Origin of the sequence: Spirosoma sp. 48-14 (assembly GCF_001898575.1) — a bacterium.
GTDB lineage: Bacteria > Bacteroidota > Bacteroidia > Cytophagales > Spirosomataceae > Spirosoma.
Genome location: NZ_MKUD01000070.1, coordinates 162213 through 185880 on the forward strand (window position 1 = coordinate 162213; position 23668 = coordinate 185880).

A 23668-nucleotide genomic window follows, 5' to 3' on the forward strand; every position below is an offset into this window, starting at 1 on the left:
CTTTTCTACATGATCTGTTCACTATGAAGTATTTGCTTATCCTTGCGTTATGCGTATCTATCCAGACTGTTGCGCAGGTACGATTACCCAACAATGAAGCTGGCCAGGTTCAGTATCAGGAGATCATTAAAGTACCCAATCCGAAAGCACCGGCCCGGCAACTGATGGAACAATTTCATGAGTGGGCTGATACTTATTATGCCTCCGACCTCACCGCCGAGCAGCAATATGATCAGGAGCATAATATTCTGTTTGTCAAGTCGATGTACAAAATCCACGACCAGACTATCCGCTATACATTGACTCTTGAAGCCAAGTATGGTCGTTACCGAGCAACTTTAACTGATTTGATCGCTGAAAGCAACGGATTGAGTGCGCCCATCCGGGCCACGAGCAGTACAGTGGCCGAAATGGAACGCTCGGCTGCTGGCAAAACCACCCCAAAAAAAGTGATTGAGCAGACAGTACAGCGGCAAACAGAACTGTATCAGGAAATTGACAAATCTTGCCGGGAAACGCTTGCCAATCTGCGCGAGGCCATGTTGACAGAAATGAAAAAATAATATAGCTCGCTAAGTATCGCAAGGTGCTTCGGACGGCCGAATAGCGTAACAGAAAACCAACTCAAATTTTACCGATGCCGCTCAACACCAACCTGTTCGCAATAGTCCAGAACCGGGCAGGTGGAGCAGTGCGGTAATGTGCCCGTGCAGATGTGCTTTCCAAACGGCATGATCAGCCGATTGATGTTGATCCATTGCCGCTGAGGGACCTGGGCTTCCAGCACCTTCAACGTTTGTTCAGGTTGCTTCGTATGCACATAACCCCATCGATTAACGACCCGATGCACATGAACATCCACGCTGATAGCCGCCTGTCCTGTAGCCACGCCTAAGGCGAGATTGGCACACTTTGGGCCCACTCCTTTCAGGGACGTCAGCGTATCGAAATTGGCTGGTAGTGTGCCCTTAAATTCATGAATGATGCGTTCGGCGATGCCATGCAGAGTGTACGCTTTCTGGTCAGGATAGGTGGTGCCGTATAGTAAGTTAGTCAGGGTTGGAATATCCAGCGCCAGCAACTGTTCGGGTGTACGGGCTTTCTCGAAAAGACGCAACGAAACGGGAATCGTGGTTTCGTCAAGTGTTCGGATCGAGATAATACACGAGATCAACTGTTCGAACAGGGTGTTGTATCCTCGTTCGAACAGGTCGAACATAGCGGCTTTGGGAAAGGGACGGATGGCTTCGTCAATTCGGGAAAGCACAAGGCTGAGGTTGAAATCAGGTTTCATATTCCCTAAACACCGAAGAGACGAAGATGTCACGAAGAGCAACCGAAAATCTCTGGGTACTCTGCGACATTTTCGTCTCTTCGGCGCTTCGGGAATCCTATGCCTTGACAATGACTAGTTCAACCCGACGGTTTTCAGGTCGTTCTTTCAGACTTTTGTTAGAATTGATTGGGCGGGAGGGGCCATAGCCAACCGTTTCAATTCGACCGGCACTGATGCCTTTACTGACCAGGTATTTCTTCACTTCATTGACCCGGTTCCGCGACAACTCCACGTTGGCATCGAATTCGCCCACAATGTCGGTATGTCCTTCCAGTTTGATCTGCATGGTTGGGTTGTCGCGCATCACTTCCGCCAACCGATCCAGTTCAGGATAGGATTCGGGTTTAAGATCGTACCGCGATGCATTGAAATAGATGTTTTTTAGCGTGATTTTCGTGCCCGCTTCAATCGGAACCAGATTGAAGTCGCGCGTCACATCCACGCGATTCGTAGCCAGCGTATCACTTTGGCTAAAATAGCCTCTTGCCGAAACCGTTAAGGCATAGACGCCTTTTCGGCCAACTGGAATCTGGTATTTACCCGTCGGGATATCGCTCCGTACCGAATCGGCAGGATCATCGCCAGTCGCTTCGGCTCCCGAAATCAGTCGATAAGTTACTGTAGCGGCAATTGGATCTTTCGTTTTAGCGTCCCGCGTAATCCCGTTAATGGCCACCTCCGTCGGGGCTTCTTTAGGTTGTGCAGGCGTAGCAGGCTCATCCGTTCCTACGCCGGGTTTAGTGCGGGGAGTGTAGCGAGGTTGCTGTGTTTTTGGTTGTACAGGTACAGGCGTAGGGGCTTTGGGAGTACGCTGCGAGTACTGATTTTTTCGTAATGGATTTATGATATGTACGCCCCAGAAATTGAAGCAGACATAGCCCTTACTGTCTCTACATTCATATAGGTCAAAGGTGGTATAGCCGGGGTCGACCCGTTCGAAATAAGCCACAAAATCAACCCGCTCGCCCGGCTGTACACGCCGACGGGTTTCGGCCGGTATATTCTCAGCTTTAATAAATTTGTAAGATTTCTCGCCCTGATTGACATACAAACGAGCCGTTGGCTGAAAACCAATGTTACTTGTTGAGAGTTCTTCCCCATTTGGCGCTGGAATTGGAAATGGCCAGGGACGGTTTGGGAGCGTCAGTGACTGCCTTTGCGACTCAAATTTCATGTAAATGATTGTATACTGGGCTGTTAGTTCGACCCGCTTGATGGTCACATCGCGGTCGTTTACGTCATCTACACGCGGATTTTCGGTTGTATATTGTACCTGTGCGCGTAAGCCTGTTACGAGCAGAGTCAGGCATAAGGTGGACAGGAGTCTCTTGTTCATTATTGTTTGCGTTTACGGGCACATACCACTAACGATTAGACACTAAAAGCTGTTTCATAGTTTAACCGATAGTTGGAATGATAACCTAAGCCAAATAAGCTGGTCAGTCGGATATAGGTAGTGTAAATAATTGATTTTGCACCGTTTAGCCCCTCGATCCCAATGTTCGTATTGAGTGTATTATGGTTAAATGTACTTATTAGTTAATGGTTATTTTTACTTATGTTATAAGTAGTTTTTTGTATTTTTTCTAGTTTATGCATATTGGGGATTAAGTAGTCAAATATGAATTTTCAAACAATTTATCATGCTTATCGACGTCTAAATAGTTAGGTTAATAGATATTTTATGGATATTTTATTCTTTTAATAACTCATTTATTAATCAATTATTCTAATTAGACATTTATAGTGTACTAGTTGGTCTTGCTTAACAATTTTTTAATTTGTTGTTGACTTTTGTACTTTTGCACTATTATCACTTATGTTTCATTAACAACTTATGAGAAAACTCGTACAGATTAGCTTCCTGCTGCTGATGACGGCACTAGGGGCTTATGCCCAAAATCAGGTGGTTTCGGGTAGAGTTACATCGTCCGATGATGGCAGTGGATTGCCGGGGGTATCGGTCAGTGTGAAGGGGAGCACGCAGGGTACGCTTACCGACGCAACAGGCACCTATCGGCTCACTGTTGGCAATAATGCTACACTTGTTTTCAGTTTTATTGGTTTTACCACGACGGAAGAAGTGGTCAATAATCGGACGACGATCAATGTGGTCCTGAAAACTGACGTCCGGAATTTGAACGAAGTTGTCGTAACGGGTTACGGTCAGCAAATTAAACGTGACCTGACGGGCAACATTGCGAAAGTAAAAGCGGCTGATATTCAGGATCAACCCGTTACCACCTTCGATCAGGCGCTTCAGGGAAAAGCTGCTGGCGTACAGATCAATGCCGGGTCGGGTAAGCTGGGTCAGGGGATTCAGGTTCGGGTGCGTGGTCAGTCGTCGGTATCGGCGTCGAACCAACCGCTGTATGTAGTAGATGGCACGCCCGTTACGACGGATAACCTGAGCTTTAACAGTGCGGCTACCAACCCATTGGCCGATATTAATCCGCAGGACATCGAATCGGTTGATATTCTGAAAGATGCATCGGCTGGGGCTATTTATGGTGCTCGGGCGGCCAATGGCGTGGTGCTGATCACCACCAAAAAAGGGAAAGCAGGGCGCACTAACATCACGTTTGGCGCACAATATGGATCGAGCAAGCCAACTCGTAAACTACAGTTCCTGAATACGGAGCAATACGTGAATTTCTATAATAAAGCGGCTGCTAACTCCGACCGGATTGAAGGGCTTGACCCGGCTGATCCTGACTCCTACAGTTCTTACATGAAGGGCTTCTATGAAACACAAGGGTTGGGAACCTACGGAACACCTCAACAGGTAAGCACCAACTGGGGCGATCTGGCCTATCAGGATGCGCCGTATCAGCAGTACGATCTGAATCTGAACGGTGGTAACGAAAAAACGACGTTTTATATGTCGGGTCAGATTCTGGATCAGAAAGGTATCCTGATTGGTAATGCGCTCAAACGATATTCGGGTCGTCTGAATCTGGATCATCAGGTATCGAGTCGGCTACGGGTGGGTATCAATATGGGCCTGACCCGTACCTTCAATCAGCGGATTTCGGCTGATAACCAGTTTGATAACCCGATGCAGATGGTGGCTCTACCGCCAATGACCCCGTCGATCGATCCGACTACGGGACTACCCGTCGGAACTCCTCCGGGCGACATCAGCATTCCGACCTACTATAACCCAATGATTAACATTGGTAATGCGTACTTTAATACGACAGTCTATCGCACGCTGACCAATGTGTTTGGACAACTTCAGATCGCTAAGGGATTGTCGTTCCGTACGGAGTTTGGCCTGGACGTGCTCAATCAGCAGGAAGAACTGTATTACAACAGCAAAACCCAGCGTAATTTCGGTGCACCACAGGGTATCGGTCAGAATCGATACGTTCGGGTAGAGAACTATACGACTAACAACTTCTTTACGTACAATTTGCTGTTTGGCCGTAGTGTTCTTGACCTGACAGCGGGGATGTCGTATCAGCAGTCGCAGCAAAAGACCAGTTTCACGGAGGGCCGCGATTTCCCATCGGATGCTTATCGTCAGATTATCAGTGCTGCCCGGAAAACGGATGGTTCATCTACGCAAACCGATTACCGCTTCCTGTCGTACTTTGCGCGGGCTAATTACAAATTTTCGGATCGGTATCTGGTCGGTCTAAGCGCTCGTGTCGATGGATCTTCCCGCTTTGGTCTGAACAGCCGTTACGGGTTCTTCCCGGCTGTATCGGGAGGCTGGGTAATTTCGGAAGAAGATTTCCTGAAGAACAACAGTACCATCAGCTTCCTGAAACTGCGGGCCAGCTATGGTCAGACGGGTAATGCCGAGATTCAGAATTTCCCACAATTGGGTCTGTTCACGGGCGACGCCAGTTATGGAACGCTACCCGGTCAGCGGCCATCGCAGCTAGCAAACCCCGACCTGAAATGGGAAACCACCAATCAGTTCGACGTGGGTGTTGACTTTGGCATCCTGAACAACCGCATCAATGGGGAAATTGACTACTACAACAAGCAAACGTCGGGTCTGTTGCTGAGTGTAAACGTACCGGGCACCACAGGATTTGCTACCCAGTTCCGCAACGTCGGTAGTCTGGAAAACAAAGGGTTTGAGTTTGTGCTGAACACCGAAAACCTTACGGGTGCTTTCCGCTGGACGACCAACCTCAATGCTGCTACCAACACCAACAAGATCACCAACCTACAGGGGCAGATCATCGAAGGCGGTATTAATGCCATGAGCCGGGCCGTAGAAGGACAGCCGCTGGGCGTTTTCTTCACGCAGGAGTATGCGGGTGTCGATCCGGCCAATGGCGATGCGCTCTGGTATAAAAACACGAAAAATGCCGACGGGTCGATTGACCGCTCAACGACCAATGTATATGGTCAGGCGCAGCGTGTTGTGGTCGGTAGCCCACTGCCTAAATGGACGGCAGGGATGACCAACACCTTCAGTTATAAAGGGTTTACCCTAAGTGTATTGTTCAACGGTGTATTTGGCAACAAGATCAACTTCTACGGCGTAGGTCGGTATTCGTCGGCCAACGGTCGGTATGAAGACAACCAGACCGTCGATCAGTTAGCTGCCTGGACCCCACAGAATACCAACACCAACGTACCCGAAGCTCGTTTGTACTACAACAACGGGGCTCAGTCGTCCAGCCGCTTCATTCTCGATGGATCGTTCGTTCGGTTGCGTACAGCTACCCTGTCGTACAACCTGCCAAAAGCCCTGATCAATCGGGCGAAACTGAATAACGTTCGGTTGTTTGTGACGGGGCAGAATCTGTTGACGTTTACGAAATATACCGGCTGGGATCCTGAAGTAAACGCCGACTACATTGTATCGAACATTGCTCAGGGATACGATTTCTATACGGCTCCTCAGGCACGCACCATCACGGGCGGTATCAACATCGGTTTCTGATAGCTTCGTTAAAACGACTTTTCAAATGCATTTTTCTATGAATTCATCCATAAAACATTGGTTATACGCTGGAACCGTCGGTATGTTGCTGACGGCCTGCGGCAACCGCCTGAACGTTGTACCAACGCAAAGTATCGAGCAAAGTCAGGCGTTAAATACCGAACAGGACGTACAGATTACGCTGACCGGCGCTTACGACGGTCTGAGTGACGTGAACGTGTATGGCGGAGAAATCCAGTATGCGGGCGATTTGCTGGGCGACAACCGGGATGTCGTATTCGGTGGAACCTATGCGGCCATCGACGAAATCTGGCGGAAGGCTGTCACAACGTCCAACACCTACACCCGCGATTTCTGGCTCGATGGGTACAATGCTATCAACCGGGCAAACAACGTACTCTCGGCGCTGGATAAAGTAGGTCAGTCTAACCGGGCCAATACCGAAGGGCAGGCTCTGTTTATCCGGGGGGCTTTGTATTTTGAGCTGGTGAAAGCGTTTGCCAAAGACTGGAACGACGGTACACCCGCATCAAATCCGGGAGTTCCGCTTGTGCTGACAGCAACTAACAGTGTAACAGAAGCGGATTACCGCGCCCGGAACACGGTTGCCGAAGTGTATGCCCAGGCAATAGCCGATCTCACCAAGGCTGAGAGCGATCTGCCTGCTACCCAGCCAGGGGGGAATGGTTTTGCCACGAAGGGGGCTGCGGCTGCCATGTTGGCCCGTATTTACCTGCAACAGCGGAATTATACCGCAGCGCGCGATGCCGCTAACCGGGTTATTACGTCGGGGCAATATAGCCTTGCATCCAACTTTGCCGATGTATTCAACGATGCTACGAACGGATCGGAACTGATTTTCAAGATTATCGTAACCGACCAGGATGGCGCTAATGATATGAATACCTTCTATGCGTCGGCGCTTAACCAGGGCCGGGGCGATGTGCGGGTGCAAACCAAATTCCGGCAGTTGTATGGTACGGGCGATGTGCGGGGCACCTTCTTCAATACGGCAGGGCAGAACACCTTCACCAGCAAATACAACGATCAATACGGTGATGTGCCTGTGGTTCGTCTGGCAGAAATGTACCTGATTCGTGCTGAAACGAACCTCCGCCTGAATACGGCTGTTGGCGCTACGCCACTGGCCGATGTCAATCTGATTCGGGCCCGATCTAAAGCTACAGCACTCACGTCGGTCGATCTGGCGGCTATCCTGCTGGAACGGCGTCTGGAACTGGCGTTTGAAGGGCAACAACTTGCCGATGTGAAACGTACGGCCGGTACGGTGGGTACAACCGCTTACAATGCCAATAACCTCGTGCTGCCAATTCCTCAGCGGGAGATCGATACCAACAAAAATCTGGTTCAAAATCCTGGTTACTAAGCAGTAACAGCTAATCAATGAGAAAACGAGCGAACTTCCAGACGGAGGTTCGCTCGTTTTGTTTGAATGAATTGACTCCGACTGTGGAGTGCCTGAAATCCTGCTAAATCCACTCTACTAAATCATAGAAGGTATAAAAATCAGTCCTTCCGTCGATGCGGTTCTATGATTTTATGCGTAAACCCGGATTGGTAGAACTAATGGTCGATTAATTCTGTGACAGAATCGTTACCCGTTCGGCCCAGTTTGTTCCGGGCGGAATTTTCATTCGGTTTCCTTGTGGAGTAATCAGGACTTTGGTTGGGTATTCGCCGACCCGGAATTGTTTGATGAAGGCTTCATCGGCCATGACAACGGGAAAGGTATACGCATGTTTTTTCATAAACTCCCTGACGCGTGCTTCGGTGTCGTGTGAGGCCGCAGTAAAAACCACTATGTTGCCAGAGCTCTTTTTTTGTAGATCGGCATAAAAGGACTGGAAACGAGGCAGCTCTTCTACGCAGGGTTGGCACCAGGTTCCCCAGAAATCAATCAATATCCACTTTCCTCGAAGCGTTTTATAGTCGAATACGCTGTTGCTGAGGTCTGTCATCCGAAACGTCTCAGCAGTCTTCAGCTTTTCATTCAGCTTTTTTGTCCAGTAGGTCTGGAAGGGTAGGGCTGAAAAATGAGTTTTCTGGTAGTAGTTCTTAAGCAGGGGCAGATTGCCGGGATCAGCCAGCGTCAGTTCCGTTAGTGCATCTACCGCATTGGTTGTGTCGCCTTTTGCCATCAGGAATTGGGCATACCCTTCGTGAAAATCTTCCTTGCCATCCAGCAGAAACGCAGCTTCGTAGAAATAGGCCGACTTAGCCATCCGGTCAGTATCGTCGGGGCTGAACTGAGAGGCCGCTTTCAAATATGACTCGGCCAGCGTCTGATTTTGCTGGCTTAACGCTTCATTGGCTTTCACAAAATTCGCATAAGCCATCAGGTACCGGAAGTACGCCCGCCCGGCCCGTTGTCTTCGATCATCGGTTTGTGGATAGTAAAACCCATTCACAGCATGCTCAAGCCGACGACGAGTGTGTTCAAACAGGGTGTCGGCCAGTTCAGCATAGGCAGGGTGTGGCTTTAAGGCGGTATAAATCAATAACGCATACCGATCCAGCCGGTTACCGATTTCTTCGTCTGTACGCTCCTGAGCAACCATAAATCCCTTCAATAACTGGTGAAGTTTCAGGCTATTGTTCAGATTGGATTGGATGGCCAGCCATTGGTATAGTGGGTATGTACTGCGTTGAAGGGCCAGATTACCTGAGTATAACTTTTGAAGTAATTGCCGGGCAAAAACGGTATCGGAGGGCGAATGAGTTGACGGAATGAAGCTCTGGGCGAAACTGTCGTGAACCAGAAAGTTTAACAGCTCAGGACTTTCGAGAGCGAGTTGTTGCGCATAGTAACTGGCCGAGTCGAGTTTTTTCTGACCGTAGGCATCCTGAAACTGGTTGAAATGAGTAGCTGCCTGCATGGGTAACGTCTGCGCCTGCGAGAGCAGACCACAAATCAGCAGCAGAAACGTAGCAAGAAAAGGGTAGGGCTTATGCATAAGTGGTTGGCTATAAGTTATAAAAGACTGCTTTGTGTGTTGGTGTATTCAGGAGAATGCATATTTATACGATGCGCTGGCTACCAAAAATCCATAATTTGACGGATGCCCCGTACCTTTGTACTCCAATGCGGATACATCGAATCTGAGTCGCCCGAAAATTGCCCGTATAATGTCTGTAAAGCCCAAAAAAGAACTCGGTCAGCATTTTTTAAAAGACCTTAGTATTGCGCAGCGTATCGCCGAACTACTGACCGGACATGGTGACTATCAGAAAGTGCTTGAGATAGGACCGGGGATGGGGGTGTTGACACAGTTTTTACTGAACGACAGTCGGTTTCAGACGTATGTGATCGAGATTGACCGGGAATCGGTCGATTATCTGAAACAGCATTTCCCGGCACTGGAAGGCCGGATTCTCCCCTCCGATTTTCTGACCATCCGCCCCGACTTATTACCGGCCAAACAACCCGATAGCACGGAGCCCTTTGCCGTAATAGGCAACTTCCCGTACAATATTTCGACCCAGATTCTCTTTAAAGTACTGGACATGCGCGATCGGGTGCCCGAGGTAGTGGGTATGTTTCAGCGGGAGGTGGCGCAGCGCGTAGCATCGGGGCCGGGCAACAAAGACTACGGTATCCTGAGTGTGCTGCTGCAAGCCTGGTACGACATCAAATATGAATTTACGGTTGATCCAGACGTGTTTAATCCACCCCCTAAAGTGTATTCAGGTGTGATTTCACTTCGACGGAACGATAAAACGGAGCTGGGATGTGATGAAAAGAAATTTGTGCAGGTGGTCAAACACGGGTTCAACCAGCGTCGAAAAACACTCCGAAATGCCTTAAAGCCGCTGGGCCTGACTGAAGCGGCCCTTGCCAGTCCCTACCTCGAAAAACGCGCCGAGCAACTCAGCGTGGCACAGTTTGTGGAATTGACAGTATTAATGAGCGAAAGAGCGAAAGAGTAGGCTGGCGTTCCTGCGATAGGCTTTCCTTGTAAAATCACTCTTTCGCTCTTTCACTCTTTCGCTTTTTAAGTCGTGACGTTCGAACTCACCAAAGAATACCTGGAACGAATCCAGTCGGCCATTGATGCGGGCGACGACGCGCTGCTACGCGCGGAGATGGAAGAGCTGTTCCCGGCCGATATTTCGGGTATTCTGGATGAGCTGGAATCCGAATCAGCGCATTACCTTCTGAGTTTGCTGGACAAATCGGTAGGGGCCGAAATTCTGGCTAATCTCGATCCTGCCGAACGAACCAATCTGTTAAAGCTCTTTACCTCCGAAGAACTGGCCCCATTCATCAACCAGATGGATTCGGACGACGCCGTTGACTTGCTTAATGAGCAGCCTATTCAGGTGCGTGAGGAAGTCATGGGGCTACTGGAGGATCGCGAACAGGCTCGGTTTATTCTGGACCTGCTGCATTACGAAGATGGCGTAGCGGGTAGCCTGATGCAGAAAGAGTTGATCAAGATCAACGTCAATCTGACGGTGAATGCCTGCATCGAGGAAATTCGGAAACAGGCCGAAGATGTCGAAAACGTGTACGCAGTGTATGTGGTCGATGACGTAGGCAAACTACTGGGCCTGGTATCGCTGAAGAAAATCGTGCTGGCCCGTAAGAATGCTAAAATTGCCGATATCTACGACGAGGATGTCGTCTTTGTGGAAACCTACCGACCCGTTGCGGAAGTGGCCGAGGTGATGCAAAAGTATGACCTGGATGCTGTTCCGGTCGTCAATGTGCAGCAGCGCCTGCTGGGGCGGATTACCATTGATGACGTCGTCGACGTGATTACTGAACAGGCCGAAGAAGACATCCAGGTGATTTCAGGGTTATCGGGCGAAGTAGAGGAAGACGACAATGTCTGGCAGCGGTCGAAAGTACAATTGCCCTGGCTGGTGGCGGGGGCTGTAGGAAGTTTGCTGGCGGCTACGGTGATCAACGGATTTCAGAGTGAACTGGGAAAAGTGGCGGCACTGGCTGCCTTTATTCCGATCATTGGATCGACGGGTGGGAATGTGGGCATTCAAACCTCGTCACTTATTCTGCAAAGCCTCACCGATTCTACGGGGCTGAGTATGACAATGGCCAAACGGCTTCTGCGTACATTGCTGGTCGCTATTATCAATGGCTTAGTCGTTGGCCTGATTGCGGGGACGTATACGTTTATTATTGGCGAACCCCGACTGTTTTTTGTGGTGGCTATCTCGTTGCTGGCTGTAGTTTTACTGGCTTCGTTTATGGGTACCGTTACCCCCTTGGTCCTCAATCGGATAGGGGTAAACCCGGCGGTAGCTTCCGGCCCATTTATTACCACTGCTAACGACCTTATCGGCATCGGGGTCTATTTCCTGATTGCGCAGGGGCTATTGGCTGAGGTATAGAATAGAAGCGTTAATTTAATCAGGATAGACGAATACGTTCTACACCGTTCCGTAGTAGTCAAAACTCTTTTGGTAATAACGAGAGTTTTTATAGATTGTAGTTGATCTTATTAAAATGGTTTACTATTTAGTAGATTTTTTATAAATTAGCTCTTCGATAATTCAAGTTAACAGCGTGCCTAAGCTACTGATCTACCGGGCTGTCTGGATATTTACTATATTCGGAACAGATATTTTTGAGAATCGTAAACATGTTCATATAGGTCGAAAGGGGACCGAGCAACTTTGTAAAGTATGGCTGGAGCCTGATGTTGAGATGGCGAAATCGGGCGAGTTGTCATTAAGTGAACAGCGGGAAGTTTTGCAGATCACAGTGTTATATAGAGAAGAATTGATTCAGCAATGGGAACAATTCCTATCTGGGCAGAAAGTGGAAATTATAAAAATCAATTGATATGGTAAGCGTGAAACCTCCGGTTGAAGGATATTGGGATGTTGTACCTAAGGTACAATCGATCAGTTTTCCGGCCAATAACCAGTTACGGGTTGAACTGGAAGATGGGCGTGCTATCATTATGCCCCTTGACCGTTTCCCAAGTATCCAAAAACTAACTCCAGAACAACGGCTATATTGGTATAAATACGGTAATGGCTTTTCGTTTGACGATGCTGACGAAGTTATTCATATTGAACAGATTCTGGGGAATTTTAACCTGTATCGTCATGAAGCCTAATTCAAGCTCATGACGATCCGCTTTGCCACTCCGGCCGATGCGCCAGCCATTCTGGCAATCTATGCGCCGTACATTACCGATACGACCATCACGTTTGAATACGACGTACCATCGACGGATGCCTTTACGGAACGTATCCGATCCATTCAGCAGCAACTTCCGTATCTGGTAGCCGAGGTTGATGGTCGTGTGCTGGGATATGCTTATGCCTCGAAGCACCGCGACCGAACGGCCTATCAATGGTCAGTCGAGACGTCGGTGTATGTGCATCCCGATGGGCACCGAAAAGGAATTGCCCGCCAGCTTTATACCAACTTGTTCGCCTATCTGCGCCAGCAGGGATATTACAACGCCTATGCGGGCATAACCTTACCGAATCCGAAGAGTGAAGCGTTTCACCAATCAATGGGTTTCGAGCCAGTTGGGGTTTACCGAAATATTGGGTATAAAATGGGAGCCTGGCATAGTGTAGCCTGGTTTCAACTCCTCCTACAACCACATCAACTGAACCCACCTGCGCCTACATCCATACGTTTGATAGGGCCGCCTAGATAGACCGACTGATCGCTATTGCCTGACGGTATTGAACTCAATATTAAGCAATTGTTAACATTGGTGTTATCGATTTAATATGACCCTAACGTTATCTACTTTTGTGCGTAATTCTACTTAGAAGATACCGTAGCAGGTTATAGTTGTGAATCGCATACTACTCTTTACTGTACTGACGATCAGCCTTGTTTTAGGCTTGGCCGGACGTACACAGGCGCAAACGTCGCTTACCCCCTCTACGCCAACGGGAACCTGGCTGATTGGTACACTGGTGCTGCCGGGCGGTGAAAAAAAATGGGGTGGTTTTGCTGAAATACAGGCTCGGGGCAATGGAATGTTCCAGCAGTTCTTTTACAATGAATTGAAAGGTGGTGTCAGTTATGATGTCGATAAAAACTTTTCGCTGATGGTAGCGGGTGGGCGGTATGCAACCTACGATTACCAGGATTTATCGGCGGGGCCACTCAACACCGAGAAACGGCTGTGGGAGCAATTGACCGTCAACCAGTACTTGTCGCGACTCAAATTTGAACACCGATACCGGATTGAACAGCGGTGGTTTACCTATCGGGATGGCAGTACACCCTTTCGAAACCGAATTCGTTATCGATTCAACACGTTCATCCCACTGAACAAGCACACCATTACGGATAAAACCGTATTCCTGTCGATTTACGACGAGATTTTTCTTAATCCGGTTGGGCCTGTCTTTGAGCGAAATCGCTTTTATGTGGGCGCTGGCTACCAGTTCGACTCGCAGTGGATTTTGCAGGTTGGTGCGGTCAATCAGACTAACTATAATCCGGCCACGTTTGAAAGTGGCGTGTTTTCTCCTCAGACCGCTACGGGTAAAAACAATCTTGTCATTGGCTTGATCTATCGTCTGAAACGCCATAGTGATTCGGAGAAGCTGCCGACACAGCCTGATTAGTGATGAACTAGGATGCGCGGCCGATGCAAATCTCATGAACACCGTCTGCTGCCTGATAGGCAATCCGAAGTCCGTAGCTATCGCAGATTTGCCGGACAATAGACAGCCCTAACCCAACCGAATCAGGACCGGAGCTTTCCTTCTTAAATCGTTCAAAAAGCCGTTCTGGCTCCGTAGTCAGGGCTCCTCCGGTGTTACGTAGGCATAGCTGATCAGGCGTAGACGCCAGTTCGATACGGCCGTTGGGCTGATTATGTTTGATGGCATTGTTGACCAGATTCGTTACCAGACTATCGGCCAGGGCGGTTGGTAAACTAACCTCAAACGGAACGACCGGGCCTACCTGAATTGAAAGGTGTTTGAACGACAGCACATCGTCCATATCGGCTAGTTTCTGGGCCAGCAGGTTGGCTAAATCAATGCACTGGCTGTCGTTGAACTGGCGATTCTCGATTTTGGCCAGCAGCAATAACCCCTGATTTAACCGGGAGATACGACGCGAAGCCTGATAGATGGTTTCAATCCAGTGCGTTTGCGATTCGGAAAGCGACTCGGTTTGAATCAGCTGTTCCACTTTGGCATTAATCAGCGCCAGCGGGGTTTGAATTTCGTGTGAAGCGTTTTCGGTAAACTCTTTGAGACTCCGGTAATCCTGTTGCATCTTGGCCGCCATTTTCTGAAGAACGTCATTCAGTTCATTGAATTCTGTAATGGTGGTTGGGCTAAGGTCCAGGGACGAATTGGTGCTAAGATCGAATTGCTTGATGCGGGACAGAGTCTCGTAGAATGGATACCAGAGCTGACCGGATAGCCGTCGCTGAAACCAGAACATACCCAATAGCAGCAAGCCTAGAAAAACCACCATCGTTGCCGTAATGACTTCAATGAGCCGATAGGTCTGAATCAACGACTTACGAATCGAAACCCGGTGCATAACCCCATGAATCGGTTCGTAAAAGGTCAACTGCCGAAACGGAGTAAGTTCGTTATCATACCGATTAAGAATTAAGGTATCCCTAAACGATTCTCTGACGGACTGGCGCTTGCTGACGGGCACTACCTCAATCTTGTTTTCAACGAAATACGGACTACTCGACCAGGTATTGTGTATACGGACGTAGGTTTCAAAATCCCTTCGTTCGACCCGCAACCGGCTTTCAACCTCTTCGTAGATCAGTAACCGGATTATCTGGTAAAAAGCCAGCGCCGTCAGCAGGTAGATGACCAGCGAAAACGCTAAGTAAATCCGGTTGGTTTTGGCGAGCAGTTTCAAGGCTGACTGAATTTATAGCCAATCCCATAAATTGACTGAATGTAGTCGGCGGCTCCTTTTTCGAGTAATTTCCGACGCAGGTTTTTAATATGCGAATACACCATATCAAACGAATCGGCCGAGTCGATGTTGTCGCCCCACAGGTGTTCGGCAATGGAGGCTTTGGTCAGGGCTACATCAATGTTGGACAGAAAGTACAGTAATAGGTCGTACTCTTTTCGGGAAAGCGTAGTTGGCTGTCCGTTGACAAACACCTTGCGCGTTTGGGGCACAACCACCAGTTCCTGAAACCGGATTTCGGTATAGCCACCAAACTGCCGCCGACGCATCAACGATTTTACCCGTGCGTTGAGTTCGGACAAGTGAAAGGGTTTGGTTAGGTAATCGTCGGAGCCAATATCGAGGCCTTTCAGCTTGTCTTCGAGGGTATTACGAGCCGATATGATAATGACACCCGTTGTGGCCATAAGCCGCTTTAGCATTTCGATCAGTTGAAAGCCATTGCCATCGGGCAGGGTAAGGTCTACGATCACGCAGTCGTAGGTGTACAGGTGGATCTTCTCCTCAGCATCCCGGAATGTCGTTACGGTTTCGCAGATGTAGCCATCTTTTACCATATAATCGGTAATGCTCTCGGCCAGGCCCTGTTCATCTTCAATTACCAGTACTTTCATCCCGTTATCGACTCGTTGATCCTACGAAAGTAGGAGGCAATGTTGGAAAGATTCTGGATTTGAGGGATTGTTTAAACACAAAGACACCGAGAGCGCAGGGAAAAGAAACCCCCAGGCCCTCGGTGTCTTGAAGCGAAGCCGGATGTTATTTGGCTACGGTAGCAATTTTCAGTTCATCCATCTGTGCCTGCGAAATCGTTGATGGCGAGTCGATCATCACATCGCGACCCGAATTGTTTTTCGGGAACGCGATAAAGTCGCGGATGGTGTTTTCGCCCCCGAAGATAGAACACAGTCGGTCGAAACCGAACGCGATACCGCCGTGGGGTGGTGCACCGTATTCAAATGCATCCATCAGGAAGCCAAACTGAGCTTTTGCCTCTTCGTCCGAGAAACCGAGAATGCTGAACATACGGGCCTGCAATTCGCGGTTGAAGATTCGGATGGAGCCACCACCAACTTCGGTGCCGTTGATAACCATATCGTAGGCATTGGCCCGAACAGCCCCCAGATCGGTTTCGAGTAGCGGAATATCTTCCGGTTTTGGCGATGTAAACGGATGGTGCATGGCAAACCAGCGCTGTTCCTCTTCGCCATATTCGAGTAAGGGGAAATCGAGCACCCATAAGCTGCTGAATACGTTTGGATCGCGCAGGCCAAGTCGCGTTCCCATTTCCAGACGAAGTTCGTTCAGTTGCTTGCGAGCTTTGGCCGTATCGCCCGAAATGATCAGCATCAGGTCGCCGGGTTTCGCCCCGAAATGAGCCGCCCAGCCTTTCAGGTCCTCTTCCGAATAGAACTTATCGACCGACGATTTCAGCGTACCATCTTCGTTATATCGGACATAAATCAGGCCTTTGGCACCGATCTGCGGACGTTTGACCCACTCGGTAAGTTCGTCCAGTTGCTTGCGGGTATACTGCGCACAACCCGGTGCGTTGATGCCGACCACTAGTTCAGCCGAATCGAACACGCCAAAGCCCTTGCCTGAGGTCATATCGACCGTATCGAACGTGCCTTTCAGCTCAACGAACTGCATGCCAAAACGCGTATCGGGTTTGTCGGACCCATAGAACCGCATGGCATCGGCATAGGTCATACGAGGCACTTCGTCCAGCTCAATCCCCTTCACGGCTTTGAACAGGTGTCGAATCAGTCCCTCAAACATATTCAGGATGTCTTCCTGCTCCACGAACGACATTTCGCAGTCGATCTGTGTGAATTCAGGTTGGCGGTCGGCGCGTAAATCTTCGTCGCGGAAGCACTTCACAATCTGGTAGTATCGGTCGAAGCCCGATACCATCAGCAACTGCTTGAAGGTTTGTGGCGATTGGGGCAATGCATAAAACTCACCGGGATTCATGCGGCTGGGTACCACAAAGTCGCGGGCACCTTCGGGCGTCGATTTGATCAGGACGGGTGTTTCGACCTCGATGAAGTTCTGCCCGTCCATGTACAACCGGGTTTGCTGCGCCATCCGATGCCGCAATTCCAGATTCCGCCGAACGGGATTCCGGCGTAAATCGAGGTAGCGATACTTCATCCGAAGGTCATCACCCCCATCGGTATCGTCTTCGATCAGGAACGGAGGAAGTTTCGCTGCATTCAACACCTCCAGCGACGTTACCTTGATTTCAATATCGCCCGTAGGCAGGTTTGGGTTTTTGGATTTCCGTTCGATGACGGTTCCGGTCGCTTTCAGGACAAATTCGCGACCCAGCGAGCGGGCTGTGGCAAAGAGTTCGGGTGCTGTCTGTCCATCTTCCAGCAGGAGTTGGGTAATCCCATAGCGGTCGCGGAGGTCAATCCATAATACGCCCCCTTTATCCCGAATGGTTTGTACCCAGCCACTGAGTGTTGCGGTTTTGTTGGTGTCGGTAAGGCGGAGTTCTCCGCACGTGTGCGTTCGAAGCATATATAATGAGTGATTGAGCGAATGAGTGATTGAGTGAATTGGTATGAGAAATCGTCAAAAATTACCCGATCACTTACTCGCTCATTAAAATTCTGCCGCAAAGGTAGGGACTCCGGGCGCAACGGACAAGGTAATCTCTTACCCATACTAGCTAAACCCCTAAATCCCCTAAAGGGGATTTTGCTCATAATTGAACAAAGTCCCCTTTAGGGGATTTAGGGGTTTAGAACTTAGATATAAAACGTGACGAAACCGACTCACTACGTCTCGAAGAACTAATGCATTAGATAAGTGAAGCCAGATGAAAAGTGATATGTTTTACGGAGCTTCTCCTCAGATTTTTGAGAATGCCAGGAAACTGCGCGCAGCAATGACCCCGGCTGAGCTTTTGCTTTGGGAACATCTGCGAGCGAAGCGTTTTAAAGGCTTACGCTTTAAGGCACAACATCCAATCGGGTATTTTGTTGCCGATTTCTATTGTCACGTTGCACGATTAGTGATCGAGCTAGATGGGAGTGTACACGATTCTGTCGATCAGCAGGAATATGACTTAAACCGAACGTATGTACTTAAGGAATTTGGTCTTACAGTCATTCGCTTCCGTAATGAAGAAGTTTTGCTGCGTGTAGATGCTGTATTAACAGAAATAACAGAGTTTTTACCCCAAATATAGATAACCCCTAAATCCCCTGAAGGAGACTTTGTCCAAACTCGAGCAAAGTCCCCTTCAGGGGATTTAGGGGTATTTCTTTACTTTCTATAGTCCAGTGCCGGTTTACGGTCGCCGAGGAGGGCTTCGTATTTGAAATCGGCCCCGCGTTTCTGCTTCCACTCGGCAGTGGCTTTCTCGATGAGGGCAGGGCTTTTGTACAGATCGAGGGCGGTCAGGGCCAGGGTTTTGGCGGCTACGAGCATCCCTTTCTGCCCGATGCTCATGCCACTGGCGGCTGTCGATTGCCAGCTATGAGCCGATGAACCCGGCACCCAGGTAGCCGTCGAGAGGCCAACCGTCGGTACAGTCCAGCTTACATCACCCACATCGGTTGAGCCGCCACTAACCGGGTTGTCGGAGGCATCACGGAAATCTTTAATGGTGGCCGCTTCTTCAATCGGTACTTTCTTGTCGAAGGTTTCGCTGATCTTTTTGGCGAATTCGGTTTCTTCCGGTGTGTATTTGACACCGCCTACAGTTGTCAGATTCTGGTGCATCACTTCGGCCAGGGTTACGTTGGGCAGCAGATTGAAAACACCCCCCAGAATTTCCCATTCGACTTTGGTGCCCGTGCCTTTAGCCGCTCCTTCGGCCGCATTTTCGATCCGTTTCCAGACACTTTGCAGGATGTCGCGGTCTTTGTGACGTGCATAATAATACACTTCGGCAAAGGCCGGAACCACATTCGGTGCTTCGCCCCCGCGTGTGATCACATAGTGAATGCGTGTATCGGACGGAATATGCTCCCGCATCAGATTGACCATATAGTCCATGGCTTCGACACCATCCAGCGCCGACCGGCCGCGTTCGGGAGCCGCAGCCGCGTGGGCCGCAATACCCCGGAACCGGAATTTGGCGTTTTTATTCGCCAGCGACGTACCGGCATCGGCTGAATTAGCAGCGCCTGGATGCCAGTGGAGTACTACATCGACATCGTTGAATAGCCCTTCGCGAACCATGTATACTTTACCTGAGCCGCCTTCTTCGGCCGGGCAGCCATAAATTTTGATGGTACCCGAATGCCCCGACTTTTTGAGCCAGTCTTTGATTTCGGTAGCAGCTGCTACTGAGGCTGTTCCGAACAGGTTATGTCCGCAGCCATGACCACCTTTCTGTCCGGCAATGGGCGTAAACTCCGGCTTGGCTTCGGTTGCCAGACCAGGCAGAGCATCGTACTCGCCTAAAATTCCGATAACGGGTTTGCCCGAACCGTAAGTGGCAACAAAGGCCGTTGGAATACCCGCTACGCCCGTTTTTACATCGAATCCTTCCTTGCGTAGCTGATCTTCGAGTAGGGCAGAGCTTTTCTCCTCCATATACCCCAGCTCGGCGAAGTTCCAGATCTGTTTTGAAATACCCGCATATTCCGGGAATCGTTTGTCCAGATCGGCCAGGATGGTTTGTTTGTCAGGGTCTACGGCAGCAGTGGGTGATTTCTTGGCTTTGGGTTGGGCAACTGCCAGTAACGGCAGCAGCAAAGCCGCTGAGAGGAACTGTGTTTTCATAGATTAAGCCGTCGTCGCGGTTATATTTGGAGAAATAGGTTGTAAGCCGATAAAAATACGGTAAAAAGACGGTTTGGGCAATCTTATTAGAAGGGTACTATCTTTGCCTGCCAAATTCCAGTTTTATGTCGATTCCTTTTGATGAAATCCTGTTAAAGGTATACAAGCGGAAGTTTACAAAGCTTAGACAAGGTGGAACACAGTATGGCAAAGCTCCGCACAAGCCAGTTTTTCTGATTAGTTTGCTCGAACTGATTGACAAACATATTATCTCGGATAACCGGATAACGATCACTCCTGAATTGGTTGCTACGTTTAAGGAAAACTTCGCATTACTGGTCAACACAGCCCATAAAGATGACTTTACCCAGCCCTTTTTCTATCTTCAGCACGATGGTTTCTGGTTTCTGAATGCCCGGCTAGGTTATCAGCTCGATCAGTATATTCGAAGCGTTCAAACACTGAATGATAGGCTTGACTACGGCTATTTCGATCATAGCCTGTTCGACTTATTAATGAATGACGCTGCCCGGTCCGATCTGAAACGGACATTGCTCGATCATTATTTCAGCGATACAAAGGCTGAATTTTGGTCGGTAAAAAATGCTGGACGTAGTTATTTACAGGATATGGAAACGTATTTACTGAATGAAAAAGAAGTAGTTTATGAAAAACTACAGATTAAAGAAGACGAAGAGATTCGCTTTGTTCGGGGAGGGTTGTTCAAGAAACTTGTGCCCAAAGTTTATGATTTCACCTGCGCTATTTCAGGAATGAAGGTGATTGCTGTTGATGGATCGTCGTTGGTAGAAGCTTGTCACATTGTACCCATCAGCATTTCAGGCGATGATAAAGTCACCAACGGGATTTCGCTCTGTCCCAACTTGCATACTGCCTTTGATCGTGGTATGATAGGAGTAGATGAACAGTTACGGGTAGTGGTTTCGCCTTTACTCGCTGATAATCCAATGAGCTCTTATAATCTGACGCAGTTTCACAGAAAACCCTTACAACTTCCGTTTGGCAAGGTGCATTACCCAAAGATAGAACATTTTCGATGGCACATGCAGGAGCGATTTAGACGGTAATTTTTAGAATATACTCTATTGAGAGTCGAAAGCAAGTTTAAAAGTCAGGTAGAACAATGCCGCTAAAAATTTCGTTATCTTGCTGATTACTACTGGTATTGCCGATCTTCATGAGTTGATTGATAGTATTAATGCTATGGATTTTGGGTAATCGTGATTTATTTCGATACTGACGTTCTTGTCCATTATCTTGTTAATTACGATCCGGCAAAACATCAACAGCCACGGCAAGTAGTGAAACAGGCTTTTATTAATGGAATGTTTCACGGTAAAATTGAGATCGGTCATGTACACAGGATGTACACGAAGAGCCTATCATGTGCAAAAAAAGTCTATTTTTGTATATGATAAATTTTCAGTCTGCCCAGTCCTACAATCGCTTACCGCTATTACCTCCCTCACGTGAACAAGTCGAAACATTGGCTATTCTGCGGCAGGAGAGTCGGGCGTCTCGAGCATTGGCCGAACTGAAAGGCTTGAGCCGTCTACTGCCTAATCCGGCTATTCTGGTTGATGCACTCGTGCTGAAAGAAGCCAAAGCTAGTTCGGAGGTTGAAAATATCATTACCACCAGCGACCAACTGTATCAGGCGTTGACGGCTAAGAATCAGCCCATCGATAGTGCTACGAAGGAGGTATTGCAATACAGACAGGCACTTTATACAGGGTTTCGGTTTGTTAAAGAGCGTGGCTTTCTGAGTACAAATGCAATCATATCTATTCAGCAGGAGTTAGAGGCTAATCAGGCGGGTATTCGCCGATTACCCGGTACCGCCCTACGAAACGATCGCACGCAGGAGGTTATCTACACACCTCCCGATGATCCTGATGTCCTTCAAGCCTTAATGCAGAATCTGGAACTGTATCTGAATATAAACGCCGAGGACGATGTTGCCCCGCTCATCAAACTGGCAGTGCAACATTACCAGTTTGAGAGTATTCATCCATTCTATGACGGAAACGGCCGAACAGGACGCATTATTAATGTGCTCTACTTAATCCTACAGGAGTTGCTGACCGAGCCAATTTTATACATTAGCGGATACATTATCAGGCACAAGACAACTTATTATCGGTTGCTGCAGGAAGTACGAACTTCTCAGAATTGGCAGGATTGGATACTTTTCATGTTGCAGGCGGTTGAAGAAACGGCTCGGCAGACTATTGACCAAATACTTAGTATTCAGACGCTTTTTGACCAGACTGTGGAGCAAATTCGACGTGAGGCTCCGACTGTATATAGCAAAGAGTTGGTCGAGGTATTGTTTCTATATCCCTACAGCAAAATTGAATATGTTGTTGACAAGCTGTCGATCGATCGGCGGACAGCCTCTAAATATTTACGGGCAGTTGAGAAAATTGGCTTACTCCGATCTGAGAAAAAGTGGAAGGAAACATTATTCATCAATACACGTCTATTTGACTTATTGAAGGAATAAATCACCCCAACAACGCTCGCAACTCGTCTACAACGCTCTTTACTCCATTAATAGCCGCCGTTATTTCGGCATCAGTGGTAAATCGTCCAAGGCTAAATCGCAGGCAGGAAAAGGCTTCGGTTTCGTTCAGGCCCATGGCCATTAATACGTGCGATGGGTCGATTGAAGCAGCTGTACAGGCCGAGCCGTTCGAAACCGCCATGCCTTCCAACCCCATAATCAGCGCGTCAGAATCACAGTTTTCGGAATAGATATTGGTGACGTTATACAGCCTGTGTGTCTGATTGCCATTTACGCGGGTGCCGGGAATTGTCAATAAAGCCTTTTCGAGTCGATCCCGTAGAGACGCAATCCTTTGCGTCTCATGACCGGACGGTTTTGGCTGACGCGAATGAGACGCAATGTATTGCGTCTCTACAAGAGATGCCGCTGTACCCATGCCTACAATGCCCGGAACGTTCAACGTACCACTGCGTAAGCCGCGCTCGTGTCCACCACCGTGCAAAAGGGCTTCCAGTTTCACTTTGTTTGGTCGGCGCTGGCGGATAAATAGGCCACCAACGCCTTTCGGTCCGTAGAATTTATGGGCGGAGAAAGCTAGTAGATCAATACCAAGCGTATCGACGTCAATCGGTAATTTGCCAACGGCCTGTGTGGCATCGGTCATGAATAAGGCACCGACTTCGTGCGCTAGTTGAGCAATTTCCTTAATGGGCTGAATAACGCCCGTTTCATTGTTAACCAGCATCACCGACACCAGTATTGTATCAGGTCGAATAGCCGCTTTTACTACATCCAAATCCAATAAGCCATCGGGTTGAACGGGTAAGTACGTCACTTCAATTGGATCACCGAATCGACCATGTTTTTCCAGATACCCACATACATCCAGCACGGCTTTGTGTTCCGTTTGCACCGTTACGATATGTCTGCCACGATTCTGGTAGTTTTCAACCACGCCTTTGATCGCCAGATTGATGGCTTCTGTAGCGCCCGATGTAAATACCAGTTCATGCGTTTCGCAACCCAGCAAATCAGCCACCTGCTGGCGCGCCGTTTTAATCGCTTCGTGTGCCGAAAGGCCAAACGGGTGCGTACTGGCCGCATTGGCGAAGTTGTCCGTCAGGAACGGCATCATCGCATCCAGCACCCGTGGGTCGAGCCGGGTTGTCGCATTGTTATCGAGGTAAATCATACAGTAAAAATAACGTTGTCAGCGATAGGTTG

At 48.8% G+C, this 23668-nt stretch carries 20 protein-coding genes; 12 read left to right on the forward strand and 8 right to left on the reverse strand.

What is annotated here, in order from left to right; translation table 11 throughout:
* Positions 1 to 23 precede the first annotated feature (23 nt).
* Complete coding sequence (locus tag BGO59_RS29940) at positions 24 to 563, forward strand: hypothetical protein (protein ID WP_293690307.1); 540 nt, start codon at positions 24 to 26, stop codon at positions 561 to 563.
* Between the two features lie 68 nt (positions 564 to 631).
* Here BGO59_RS29940 and nth read toward each other — a convergent pair whose 3' ends face one another.
* Both nth and BGO59_RS29950 read right to left on the reverse strand, forming a co-directional pair.
* The gene (gene nth, locus BGO59_RS29945; protein WP_293690309.1) at positions 632 to 1294 is read right to left on the reverse strand and encodes an endonuclease III; all 663 of its coding nucleotides are present in this window, start codon (positions 1292 to 1294) and stop codon (positions 632 to 634) included.
* A 97-nt stretch (positions 1295 to 1391) separates the two neighbouring features.
* Positions 1392 to 2672 (reverse strand): OmpA family protein, encoded by a 1281-nt coding sequence (locus BGO59_RS29950; RefSeq protein WP_293690311.1) that lies wholly within the window; start codon positions 2670 to 2672, stop codon positions 1392 to 1394.
* A 501-nt stretch (positions 2673 to 3173) separates the two neighbouring features.
* Between BGO59_RS29950 and BGO59_RS29955 the strand changes: the two genes are divergently transcribed.
* Together BGO59_RS29955 and BGO59_RS29960 are read left to right on the forward strand one after the other, a co-directional pair.
* Positions 3174 to 6245 carry a TonB-dependent receptor gene (locus tag BGO59_RS29955; protein ID WP_293690314.1) on the forward strand — a complete coding sequence of 1024 codons (3072 nt, stop codon included), beginning with the start codon at positions 3174 to 3176 and terminating at the stop codon, positions 6243 to 6245.
* Positions 6246 to 6282: 37 nt separating this feature from the next.
* Positions 6283 to 7632: a RagB/SusD family nutrient uptake outer membrane protein gene (locus tag BGO59_RS29960; protein WP_293690316.1), complete on the forward strand. Its 1350-nt coding sequence runs from the start codon at positions 6283 to 6285 to the stop codon at positions 7630 to 7632.
* Between the two features lie 208 nt (positions 7633 to 7840).
* Here BGO59_RS29960 and BGO59_RS29965 read toward each other — a convergent pair whose 3' ends face one another.
* Positions 7841 to 9220, reverse strand: a complete 1380-nt coding sequence (locus BGO59_RS29965; protein WP_293690318.1) for a TlpA disulfide reductase family protein — start codon at positions 9218 to 9220, stop codon at positions 7841 to 7843.
* Between the two features lie 172 nt (positions 9221 to 9392).
* Here BGO59_RS29965 and rsmA point away from each other — a divergent pair, with 172 nt between their 5' ends.
* The 6 genes from rsmA to BGO59_RS29995 all read left to right on the forward strand — a co-directional run bounded on the left by rsmA (position 9393) and on the right by BGO59_RS29995 (position 13835).
* The gene (rsmA, locus tag BGO59_RS29970) at positions 9393 to 10193 is read left to right on the forward strand and encodes a 16S rRNA (adenine(1518)-N(6)/adenine(1519)-N(6))-dimethyltransferase RsmA (protein ID WP_293690321.1); all 801 of its coding nucleotides are present in this window, start codon (positions 9393 to 9395) and stop codon (positions 10191 to 10193) included.
* Positions 10194 to 10265: 72 nt separating this feature from the next.
* On the forward strand, positions 10266 to 11618 hold the full coding sequence (gene mgtE, locus BGO59_RS29975; protein ID WP_080057884.1) for a magnesium transporter: 1353 nt from the start codon (positions 10266 to 10268) through the stop codon (positions 11616 to 11618).
* Between the two features lie 175 nt (positions 11619 to 11793).
* Positions 11794 to 12072, forward strand: coding sequence for a DUF4160 domain-containing protein (locus BGO59_RS29980; RefSeq protein WP_293690326.1), 279 nt, complete (start codon positions 11794 to 11796; stop codon positions 12070 to 12072).
* Between the two features lies 1 nt (position 12073).
* Positions 12074 to 12352 carry a DUF2442 domain-containing protein gene (locus tag BGO59_RS29985; protein ID WP_293690329.1) on the forward strand — a complete coding sequence of 93 codons (279 nt, stop codon included), beginning with the start codon at positions 12074 to 12076 and terminating at the stop codon, positions 12350 to 12352.
* A gap of 9 nt (positions 12353 to 12361) precedes the next feature.
* On the forward strand, positions 12362 to 12907 hold the full coding sequence (locus tag BGO59_RS29990) for an arsinothricin resistance N-acetyltransferase ArsN1 family B (protein WP_293690331.1): 546 nt from the start codon (positions 12362 to 12364) through the stop codon (positions 12905 to 12907).
* A gap of 142 nt (positions 12908 to 13049) precedes the next feature.
* Positions 13050 to 13835 (forward strand): DUF2490 domain-containing protein, encoded by a 786-nt coding sequence (locus BGO59_RS29995; RefSeq protein WP_293690334.1) that lies wholly within the window; start codon positions 13050 to 13052, stop codon positions 13833 to 13835.
* Positions 13836 to 13842: 7 nt separating this feature from the next.
* Here the strand turns inward: BGO59_RS29995 and BGO59_RS30000 are convergent, their stop codons facing one another.
* The 3 genes from BGO59_RS30000 to aspS all read right to left on the reverse strand — a co-directional run bounded on the left by BGO59_RS30000 (position 13843) and on the right by aspS (position 17697).
* Positions 13843 to 15108: a HAMP domain-containing sensor histidine kinase gene (locus BGO59_RS30000; RefSeq protein ID WP_293690337.1), complete on the reverse strand. Its 1266-nt coding sequence runs from the start codon at positions 15106 to 15108 to the stop codon at positions 13843 to 13845.
* Positions 15105 to 15782, reverse strand: coding sequence for a response regulator transcription factor (locus BGO59_RS30005; RefSeq protein WP_293690340.1), 678 nt, complete (start codon positions 15780 to 15782; stop codon positions 15105 to 15107). The genes BGO59_RS30000 and BGO59_RS30005 overlap by 4 nt, the downstream gene beginning before the upstream one ends.
* Before the next feature lie 145 nt (positions 15783 to 15927).
* Positions 15928 to 17697, reverse strand: a complete 1770-nt coding sequence (gene aspS, locus BGO59_RS30010) for an aspartate--tRNA ligase (RefSeq protein ID WP_293690343.1) — start codon at positions 17695 to 17697, stop codon at positions 15928 to 15930.
* 301 nt (positions 17698 to 17998) lie between these two features.
* Here aspS and BGO59_RS30015 point away from each other — a divergent pair, with 301 nt between their 5' ends.
* Positions 17999 to 18370, forward strand: a complete 372-nt coding sequence (locus BGO59_RS30015) for an endonuclease domain-containing protein (protein WP_293690346.1) — start codon at positions 17999 to 18001, stop codon at positions 18368 to 18370.
* A 77-nt stretch (positions 18371 to 18447) separates the two neighbouring features.
* On the opposite strand, the gene BGO59_RS30020 is transcribed toward BGO59_RS30015, so the two are convergent.
* On the reverse strand, positions 18448 to 19914 hold the full coding sequence (locus BGO59_RS30020; protein ID WP_293690349.1) for an amidohydrolase: 1467 nt from the start codon (positions 19912 to 19914) through the stop codon (positions 18448 to 18450).
* A gap of 125 nt (positions 19915 to 20039) precedes the next feature.
* Between BGO59_RS30020 and BGO59_RS30025 the strand changes: the two genes are divergently transcribed.
* Together BGO59_RS30025 and BGO59_RS30030 are read left to right on the forward strand one after the other, a co-directional pair.
* Positions 20040 to 21002: an HNH endonuclease gene (locus tag BGO59_RS30025; RefSeq protein ID WP_293690352.1), complete on the forward strand. Its 963-nt coding sequence runs from the start codon at positions 20040 to 20042 to the stop codon at positions 21000 to 21002.
* 344 nt (positions 21003 to 21346) lie between these two features.
* Positions 21347 to 22441, forward strand: coding sequence for a Fic family protein (locus BGO59_RS30030; protein WP_293690355.1), 1095 nt, complete (start codon positions 21347 to 21349; stop codon positions 22439 to 22441).
* Position 22442: 1 nt separating this feature from the next.
* Here the strand turns inward: BGO59_RS30030 and BGO59_RS30035 are convergent, their stop codons facing one another.
* Positions 22443 to 23636 (reverse strand): cysteine desulfurase family protein, encoded by a 1194-nt coding sequence (locus tag BGO59_RS30035; protein WP_293690358.1) that lies wholly within the window; start codon positions 23634 to 23636, stop codon positions 22443 to 22445.
* Positions 23637 to 23668 lie beyond the last annotated feature (32 nt).

Excerpts from the sequence above, each read along its gene's own strand:
- BGO59_RS29940 (WP_293690307.1), top strand. The coding sequence starts at position 24 with ATGAAGTATTTGCTTATCCTTGCGTTATGCGTATCTATCCAGACTGTT.
- nth (WP_293690309.1), bottom strand. The coding sequence starts at position 1,294 with ATGAAACCTGATTTCAACCTCAGCCTTGTGCTTTCCCGAATTGACGAA.
- BGO59_RS29950 (WP_293690311.1), bottom strand. The coding sequence starts at position 2,672 with ATGAACAAGAGACTCCTGTCCACCTTATGCCTGACTCTGCTCGTAACA.
- BGO59_RS29955 (WP_293690314.1), top strand. The coding sequence starts at position 3,174 with ATGAGAAAACTCGTACAGATTAGCTTCCTGCTGCTGATGACGGCACTA.
- BGO59_RS29960 (WP_293690316.1), top strand. The coding sequence starts at position 6,283 with ATGAATTCATCCATAAAACATTGGTTATACGCTGGAACCGTCGGTATG.
- BGO59_RS29965 (WP_293690318.1), bottom strand. The coding sequence starts at position 9,220 with ATGCATAAGCCCTACCCTTTTCTTGCTACGTTTCTGCTGCTGATTTGT.
- rsmA (WP_293690321.1), top strand. The coding sequence starts at position 9,393 with ATGTCTGTAAAGCCCAAAAAAGAACTCGGTCAGCATTTTTTAAAAGAC.
- BGO59_RS29985 (WP_293690329.1), top strand. The coding sequence starts at position 12,074 with ATGGTAAGCGTGAAACCTCCGGTTGAAGGATATTGGGATGTTGTACCT.
- BGO59_RS29990 (WP_293690331.1), top strand. The coding sequence starts at position 12,362 with ATGACGATCCGCTTTGCCACTCCGGCCGATGCGCCAGCCATTCTGGCA.
- BGO59_RS30005 (WP_293690340.1), bottom strand. The coding sequence starts at position 15,782 with ATGAAAGTACTGGTAATTGAAGATGAACAGGGCCTGGCCGAGAGCATT.
- aspS (WP_293690343.1), bottom strand. The coding sequence starts at position 17,697 with ATGCTTCGAACGCACACGTGCGGAGAACTCCGCCTTACCGACACCAAC.
- BGO59_RS30015 (WP_293690346.1), top strand. The coding sequence starts at position 17,999 with ATGAAAAGTGATATGTTTTACGGAGCTTCTCCTCAGATTTTTGAGAAT.
- BGO59_RS30020 (WP_293690349.1), bottom strand. The coding sequence starts at position 19,914 with ATGAAAACACAGTTCCTCTCAGCGGCTTTGCTGCTGCCGTTACTGGCA.
- BGO59_RS30025 (WP_293690352.1), top strand. The coding sequence starts at position 20,040 with ATGTCGATTCCTTTTGATGAAATCCTGTTAAAGGTATACAAGCGGAAG.
- BGO59_RS30030 (WP_293690355.1), top strand. The coding sequence starts at position 21,347 with ATGATAAATTTTCAGTCTGCCCAGTCCTACAATCGCTTACCGCTATTA.
- BGO59_RS30035 (WP_293690358.1), bottom strand. The coding sequence starts at position 23,636 with ATGATTTACCTCGATAACAATGCGACAACCCGGCTCGACCCACGGGTG.